Annotated in this window: 2 protein-coding genes; one reads left to right on the top strand and one right to left on the bottom strand. The window is 41.9% G+C overall.

The window, feature by feature from the left end:
- Positions 1–409: 409 nt before the first annotated feature.
- Complete coding sequence (locus OCV81_RS12070; RefSeq protein ID WP_148330225.1) at positions 410–4513, bottom strand: hybrid sensor histidine kinase/response regulator transcription factor; 4104 nt, start codon at positions 4511–4513, stop codon at positions 410–412.
- 431 nt (positions 4514–4944) lie between these two features.
- On the opposite strand from OCV81_RS12070, the gene OCV81_RS12065 reads away from it, so the two are divergent.
- Positions 4945–8079: a SusC/RagA family TonB-linked outer membrane protein gene (locus tag OCV81_RS12065; protein WP_148330224.1), complete on the top strand. Its 3135-nt coding sequence runs from the start codon at positions 4945–4947 to the stop codon at positions 8077–8079.
- Positions 8080–8084: the final 5 nt, after the last annotated feature.

Here is an 8084-nt window from a genome sequence, read left to right as displayed (position 1 = left end):
ATACGGCAAATGCCGTACTGATGATTGACAGAATCAGGAACAGGACAGTTAAAGCGGCATGATACGATTTTACTGACAGAATAAGAAGAGGTCATTTGGCTTCTTCAGGAATGTTATGTCCTGTCGAATAGAATTATGTGAGAATACACGAAAAAATGACAATAAAAATGGCATATGAAAATGATAGACCATAATCACTTCATATGCCATTTTATTTTTGGGGGACATTTACTGAATATCCCTTTTTATGCGTTCTTTCGTGCTGGAAGACGTCTTTGTGTTTGTCCTTAAACGCAAGGACGTTTGCCTTCAAACGCAAGTGCATTTAAAGTAAAATTATATTTCAATTTGAGACAGCCTCTTTCAAATCAACGTAAGGACGTTTTTTATCGGATGTGAGAAATGGATTTCAACCTTCTTTCTCGTTTGTCGTATCCTCGATAGAAGCTCCTGTCAACTGCTTCAGATATTCCGAAGCCGACATGCCGAATTCTTCTTTAAAACACTGACGGAAATACACATTGCTGTTGATTCCCACCTTGAAGGCGATTTCGGAGATGGTATATTTACCCTCCAGCAGGTATTTCTCAGCCAGTTGCATCTTGATTTTCCGAATATATTCATTGGTAGACATCCCTGTAAGTGCTTTTACCTTTCGGTAAAGCGTGGAACTACTCATACATAATGCGTTGGACAATACAGTAATATCCACGTTTTCTGCTGCGGAGAGGCTTTCCGTAATGATATGGGTAATCTTGTCAAGGAATTCTTTGTCCAGTTTGTTCATTGACTTCGTGATGATAGCTCTCTTTTCTTCCATGCTTTGTCTTTGTGGCTTCTCTGGTCGGATAGCGAAACGTTCGGACAGTAATCGTCGCTGTGCCAGCAGGTTGCTGATTCGGCTCTGCAACAGGCTGGCGCTGAAAGGTTTGGTGAGGTAGGAATCGGCCCCGGCCTGATACCCTTCTTCCTTGTCGGTGATGCTGTCTTTTGCCGTGAGGAGGATGACAGGGATATGGCTGGTACGAATATCCGTTTTCAGCTTCTGGCACATCACAATACCGTTCATCACAGGCATCATGATGTCACTGACGACGATGTCGGGAGCACATTCGGTAGCTATTTTTAATCCTTCTTTTCCATTAGAGGCCGTTTTCACTTCATATAAGTCCGTAAAAGCATCGACAATATAGTCGCGGATGTCGGCATTGTCTTCCACCACCAGTACGATGGGGCGTGAATCTTTCACGTTGTCTGACATTTCCAGTTTCTCGATATTTTCTTCTTTCACTTCCTGTATGTCAGTTTGCACATCCTCTCCATGTAAGGCATTGGGGTAAGTGTTGTTGGCTTGTAAACGCAGATAGAAGGTCGTACCGATATCAGGGAGGCTTTTCACTTGGATACCCCCTTCATGCAGGGCGACCAAGTTCTTTACCAGGGCCAGTCCAATGCCTGTTCCCGAAGCCTGATGTTCCCCGCTTTCCTGATAGTAGCGTTCGAAGATATGGTTGAGTGCCTCCTTCCCGATGCCATAGCCGGTGTCTTCCACGGAAAGTTGTGCATATCGTATGCCGTTTTCCGTGACCCATTCAGCCCGAACACGTACATATCCCTTTTCAGTATATTTCAGGGCATTGGAAATAAGGTTGTCTAGAATCATCATGATGACCTCCTTATCGAAAAACAAAATCATGTTTTCTTCCTCCACCTCTATTAATATCTGTACGTTAGGATTGTTGTTCAATTCCTTGTATTTCAGCCCGGTTTCATAGACTGCGCTGGTCAGATTCCCTTTTGTGACACACAGTTTCTTGTTTTGGGTTTCTGTTTTCCGGAAATCCAGTATTTGGTTAATCAGATTTAGCAAGCGGACGGCACTTTGGTGGATGACCGAAATCCGGTGGTGGTCTTTAGCTGATAGGCTATCACTCTTTACCATATCCTCCAAAGGACCTAGAATCAGTGTCAGCGGTGTACGCAGTTCATGTGTGATATTTGTAAAGAATCTGAGTCGTTCATCGTTTAGTTCCTGTTCTTGTTCATGGCTTTTCTTTTCTGACTCGTACAGGTATTCCAGATTTAGTTTGCGTTTATAGGCCCAGATGCCGCAGAAGAAAAGTGTAAGTCCAGTGAGTATATATAGAAGTTTTGCCCACCAGGACAGCCAGATTGGGGGAGCGATGACGATATCAATCTGTGAAATTTCGTCAGACCATTCCTGGTTCCGGATGCGGGTCTTGACCTGGAATTCATATCTCCCCGGTGGCAGGTTACGGAAAGTTACATTGTTGGGATCTTTTACGGTGTACCATGAGTTTTCCAGTCCCTTTAACATGTAGGCATATTCCACTCTTTCATTTAGAGAATAATCTTGTATGTTGAATGTAATGCTGAAATTATTTTGTATGTACTTTAGTTTGATTTCCTTTTTGTTGAAGAGTGAATATTCAAATTCATTGCTGTTGTCGGATGTCATGGGTTCAAAGACTGTTATTTTCCCGATAATGGCTTTGGGACATTGTTTCTTTTCCAATATTTGGCTGGGGGTAAAATAACAAAGTCCGTCGGTAGAACCGAAATAAAGGGTGTTGTTTGTGTCCCTGCAAACACTTCTTCCTGTAAAGCTGGCCATGGGAATATTATCTCTATAATCGTAATTATAGATGTGCTTCCGGTCTTTGGACAAACAGCTGATTCCTTGATTGGTACTGAACCAGATATTGTGTTCCTCATCTTCTGTAATAGCCCAAATAAAGGTGTTTACAAGTCCTTCGTTTCGCTGGTAGACCTTATATGTCCAGGGCGACTTGTTCTCAAACTGTACCAGTCCCTCCCCGGTGGCAGCCCATATTCTCCCTTGGGAATCTTCAAAAATCTGGTTGATGGTATTGGAAGGAAAATCGAGGTAAGTATTGAAGTCTTTTAAATGCTTTTGATCGGCCGAATAGAGGAAAATTCCTCTTCCGAAACTCCCTATCCATATTTGGCCTTTTTGGTCTTTGATGACCGTACGAATCAGGTTGTCGGGCGTGTTGAAATGGCGCAGGATTTTCTGGGAATCTCTGTCGACTTGAAAGACTCCCTCACTGGTTCCCACCCAGATAATTCCTTCTTTATCTTCAAAAAGCGAGCGGACATCGTGATTGCTCTCTTCTTTCGGAAAGACTTGCTTGAAGGTCTTGGAATATATGTTGTAGTACATGATTCCTCCATTGAAGATGCCGAACCACAGGTTACCTTTCCGGTCACACAGGGCCGTTTGGATGGAGTTTCCGCTAAGGGCACTGTTTGCTTCGGTGTAGGTAGCGGTGCGTTGCCCGTTTTTCAGGACATTGATTCCTCCGCCGTCTGTTCCTACCCATAGGTTACCTTGCAAGTCGATGCAGACTGCGCTGGCAATGTGGGCATTTAAATTACTGCCGGGTGAGCTCGACGAGTAACTGAACGACTTGAATAAGGCGGTATTGGAGCTGAGGAAGTTGACTCCTCCTCCCCAGGTACCTGCCCAGATATTCTGATGGGAATCCTGAAATAGGCATCGCACCGTAGCATTGTTGAGACTGTATTCATTGTCGCCTGCTTGTATGAGGTGAATCTTTTCTGTCGTGTTAAACAGGCTCCTGGAGAGATCTATAATAGAGATACCTCCGAATTCAGTAGCTACCCATAACTGATGTTCATTGAATTGTTGTATGTCATAAATGAGATGGGAGAGTGGGGTACCTTTATCGCCCAAGCGGATAAATTCTTCAGTTTCGGGGTTGAACAGAGCAAGTCCTTTACCGGTACCTACCCAGATATTTCCTGTATTGTCTTTGAATATACATTGTACGTTGTTGCTTGGCAGAGTTTTTTCGTTTGAGCGGTCGTAGGTGAAGTTTTTGACTTTTTTCGTCTTTAACGACAGGATGCTCATTCCATTCTCGTGATGTCCAATGTACAGATTTCCTCTTTGGTCGTCCATTAAGGTCCATACCGTGTTGCTGGGAAGTTCTGGAACGGTTGATTGATTATAGTGGGTGAATTTACCTGTTTCTTTATTTAAATAATCTACTCCCCGCCAGTATGTGGTAATCCATAAGTTTCCGTCAGGAGAAGGATGAATGCCGGTCACGTCATTGGTAGCTATGCTTGACGGATTATTCGGGTGATGTTGGTAGATTTGTTGTGTGTTGGTCTGGTAGTTGAATGCAATAAGTCCTGCCCGTTGGGTAGCAATCCATAAGATGGGTTCGTTAGGATCATCCAACAGGCTGTTTAGTTCATTTCCTGTCAGATTCAAAGCTTTGTGCTTGTTACTTTTGTAGAAAGCAGTAAAATGGTTGCCTTCTAATTTGTTGAGTCCTTCCTCTGTAGCAAACCACAAGTATCCGTTTTTATCTTCGGTTATATCGATAATATAACTGTTCGACAGCCCTTTTTCTGGCCCCAGTTTTTTGATGGTATAGGGTTGTGAATGGACTGCTGAAAGAGATAGTAATAAACAGAATAAGATTAGCTGATATTTCATGGCCTTTTTATTTGCGTGACTTCAAAAGTACGAATATTAATTGAATAAGCAGCCTTATAAATTAAATAATGATTGATATATAATTGTTTTATGGTAGATTTACTTTGTAGCTTCGGTGGAAGCTTGCTTATCTTTAAATCAATCTGTAAACCTCCATTGGTGTTGTTGCATCAATACAATGAATCGTTGGGCTTGAAGTTTAGAAGTGTATGAAAGATTGTTTAAAATGAAGATTTTATTTGAATTTCTTTGTGTGAATTTGAATATGAACTTTTTCCTTAGAAGATATATGAAGTTAGTTGGGAATCTCGTTTTTTAATGATATAAATCATGCAATGCAATATTTGCGGTTTATTATTGCATGATTTATTTATCTGTGTGTGTATTTCTTTATATATTTTTGCGTTTACATTCATTAACTCTAATAATCTATGAGGAATTTAAAATTCTTAACGACTTGCATAATGCTACTGATGTCTGTTGTAGCATTTGCACAAAATCAAATTAAAGGTCATGTAGCAGATGCTACAGGAGAACCTATTATTGGAGCCAATGTTACTGTGAAAGGCACAACTACAGGAACCATCACAGACATTGACGGTAATTTCACACTTGAGGTGGGATCCACCGATGGTACTCTCGTGGTTTCATTTATCGGCTATAAGTCAGTAGAAGCCAAGATGAATGGAACAGCACCCATTAATGTGGTACTACAAGAAGATACTGAAACGTTGGATGAGGTAGTTGTAGTAGGTTACGGTACACAAAACCGAAAAAGCTTGACTGGGGCGATTAGTGATGTGAAGTCTGAATCGTTGACCCGTTCAGTTTCTACCACTACGGCTGGTGCACTTACCGGTAAGATTGCAGGTATCTCAACTCGTGCAAAGGATGCTCGACCAGGTAAAGGTATTAACTTGGAAATACGTAACATGGGTACTCCGTTGTTCGTTATTGATGGTATTCCGTACGGAGGTAATACAAGCAATGACTGGTTGGTAAACTCTGAAGTATCCGGAAACGATGTGTTCAATGCGTTGAATATTGAAGATATCGAAAGTATTACGGTATTGAAGGATGCGTCAGCAGCTATTTACGGTTTGCGAGCTTCAAACGGTGTTGTGTTGGTTACCACAAAAAAAGGTAAAAAGAACGAGAAAGTCAGCATTAATGTAAATGGATATTATGGCTGGCAGAATCTGACACGTTTCCCTGAGTTAGCAAATGCGGAACAATACACAAGAGGTTTGGCTGAAGCTGCACAGAACAGAGGAGAAGATCCAAACTCTGTGTATACGAAAGAAGAATTGGCAAAATGGGCTGCAGGTACAGAAAAAGGTTATAAGAGCTATGACTATTATGATATGATCATGAGAAAAAATGTACCGCAATATCATATCAATGCCAGTGTAACCGGTGGTTCTGAAAGAACGAACTACTACCTGTCAATTGCACATACTAATCAGGAAGCTATGATGCCTGACTTTAACTATCAGCGTACAAACTTCCAGTTGAACTTGGATACTAAAATTACCAACCGCTTTACGATTGGTGCGCAGGTAAGTGGAAGATATGAGAAAACAAACGATGTAGGTTTGCCGGGTGGTGATGGCTATTATTCTTCTATCTTGGCTATCTTCAGAATGCGTCCTATCGATAGTCCATACGCAAATGACAATCCTAATTACATTAGAAATATTGACTCTTACCGTAACGGATATAACCCGGCTGCTTTCAGACGTGACATTGCAGGTTATAAAGATAGTATGACCCGCTATGCAAATATCAACGCATACGCACAGTATGATTTTGGTTTCGGATTGACAGCAAAGGCAACTTTCTCTTATGGTTATACTAACAGCCGTTTTGATGGTTATCAGTATGCATACCAGATTTACACTTATGATGAAGCATCAGATACTTATAATGGAACGAATGCGGTAGGTCGTTGGAGATTGCAAATTGACCGTAGCGTACCGACTCGTTACATGCAGTTGCAGTTGAACTACAACAAGCAGATTAAGGAACATAACATTTCTGCTGTGTTGGGTTATGAAGCTTCAGATTATGACTGGAGTAAGAAAACTTACGGAACAGAACCTTCTACAGACTATTTGCCGTTGCTGCAGATGGATGAAATCAACAGTTTTGGTGATGAATGGAGCTATGAAGCTCGTGCAGGTTGGTTGGCCCGTGTAAACTATGATTACGCACACAAGTACTTGGTTGAGTTGCTGGCTCGTTATGATGGTTCTTATCTGTATGCACCTAGTAAACGTTGGGGTTTCTTCCCGGGCTTGTCTTTAGGTTGGAGAATCTCTGAAGAGAAATTCTTTGCTCCGTTGAAATCAGTGGTAGATGATTTGAAGATTCGTGCTTCTATCGGTCAGACAGGTACAGAAAGTGGAGTTTCTATGTTTGGTTATTTGAGCGGTTATAACTGGAATCAGGGAAGTGCCGTATTGGATGGGGAGTATGTGACTGGATTGAATCAGAGAGGTCTCCCAGTGACAAACCTGTCATGGACTAAGAATACGACTAAGAACATTGGTTTTGATTTGTCAATGTTTGGCAATCGTTTGACTGTAAGTGCAGATGCCTTCCGTAAGGATATTACAGGTGTGCCGGCTGCACGTTATGACGTGTTGCTGCCGAGTGAAGTCGGATATTCATTGCCGAATGAAAACTTGAACAAGCAAGCATACATCGGTGCAGAAGCCATGGCTACATGGACAGACCATATCGGTGAATTCAACTATCGGGTAAGTGGTAATATCACTTTCTCTCGTTACAGAAGCATTGAAACCTACAAGCCTCGTTTCAGTAACTCATGGGATGAATACCGTAACTCAGCTGAAGATCGTTGGGGTGGCATCTATTGGGGATATCAGGTTATCGGACAGTTCCAGTCTGAAGAAGAAATCAAGAATTATCCTGTAAACTTGGATGGACAGGGAAATACAACGTTGCTGCCAGGTGACCTTATTTATAAGGATGTCAATAATGATGGAGTGATTAATAGCATGGATGAACGTCCGATTGGTTTCCCTGAGAACTGGGCACCGATTCTTTCTTTCGGTGGTAATATCGGACTGGAATGGAGAGGTATCGATTTGAATATTGACTTCTCTGGTGGTGCAATGCAAGGATGGAGACAGAACTATGAGTTGGCCAATGCGTACCACAATGGTGGTAACTCTCCAGCTTATCTGTTGGAAGACCGCTGGCATCGTGCCGATCTTTATGATCCGGAAAGTGAATGGATTTCAGGACGCTACCCTGCTATTCGTAACGGTGAATTTGCTTACAATAATAAGAATAGTGATTTTTGGTTGCACAATGTACACTATCTGCGTATCTCGAATTTGGAAATCGGATATAGCTTGCCGATGTGGATGTTAAAACCACTTCATGCACAGAAAGTACGTGTTTACGGTAGTGTGTCTAACTTGTGTTCATTTGATAATGTTCATCAGTTTGGTATTGACCCGGAAATTACTGCAGCAGCAGCCGTAGTATATCCGCAGCAGCGTACCTTCCTTGTTGGATTTAATGTCACATTCTAAAAATG

This window comes from Phocaeicola fibrisolvens, assembly GCF_025567125.1.
In the GTDB taxonomy this organism is placed as follows: domain Bacteria; phylum Bacteroidota; class Bacteroidia; order Bacteroidales; family Bacteroidaceae; genus Phocaeicola; species Phocaeicola fibrisolvens.
This window is presented reverse-complemented; position numbering and strand designations above follow the sequence as displayed.

Bases quoted from the DNA above. Each gene is read 5' to 3' on its own strand.
- OCV81_RS12070 (WP_148330225.1), bottom strand. From the start codon at position 4,513: ATGAAATATCAGCTAATCTTATTCTGTTTATTACTATCTCTTTCAGCA.
- OCV81_RS12065 (WP_148330224.1), top strand. From the start codon at position 4,945: ATGAGGAATTTAAAATTCTTAACGACTTGCATAATGCTACTGATGTCT.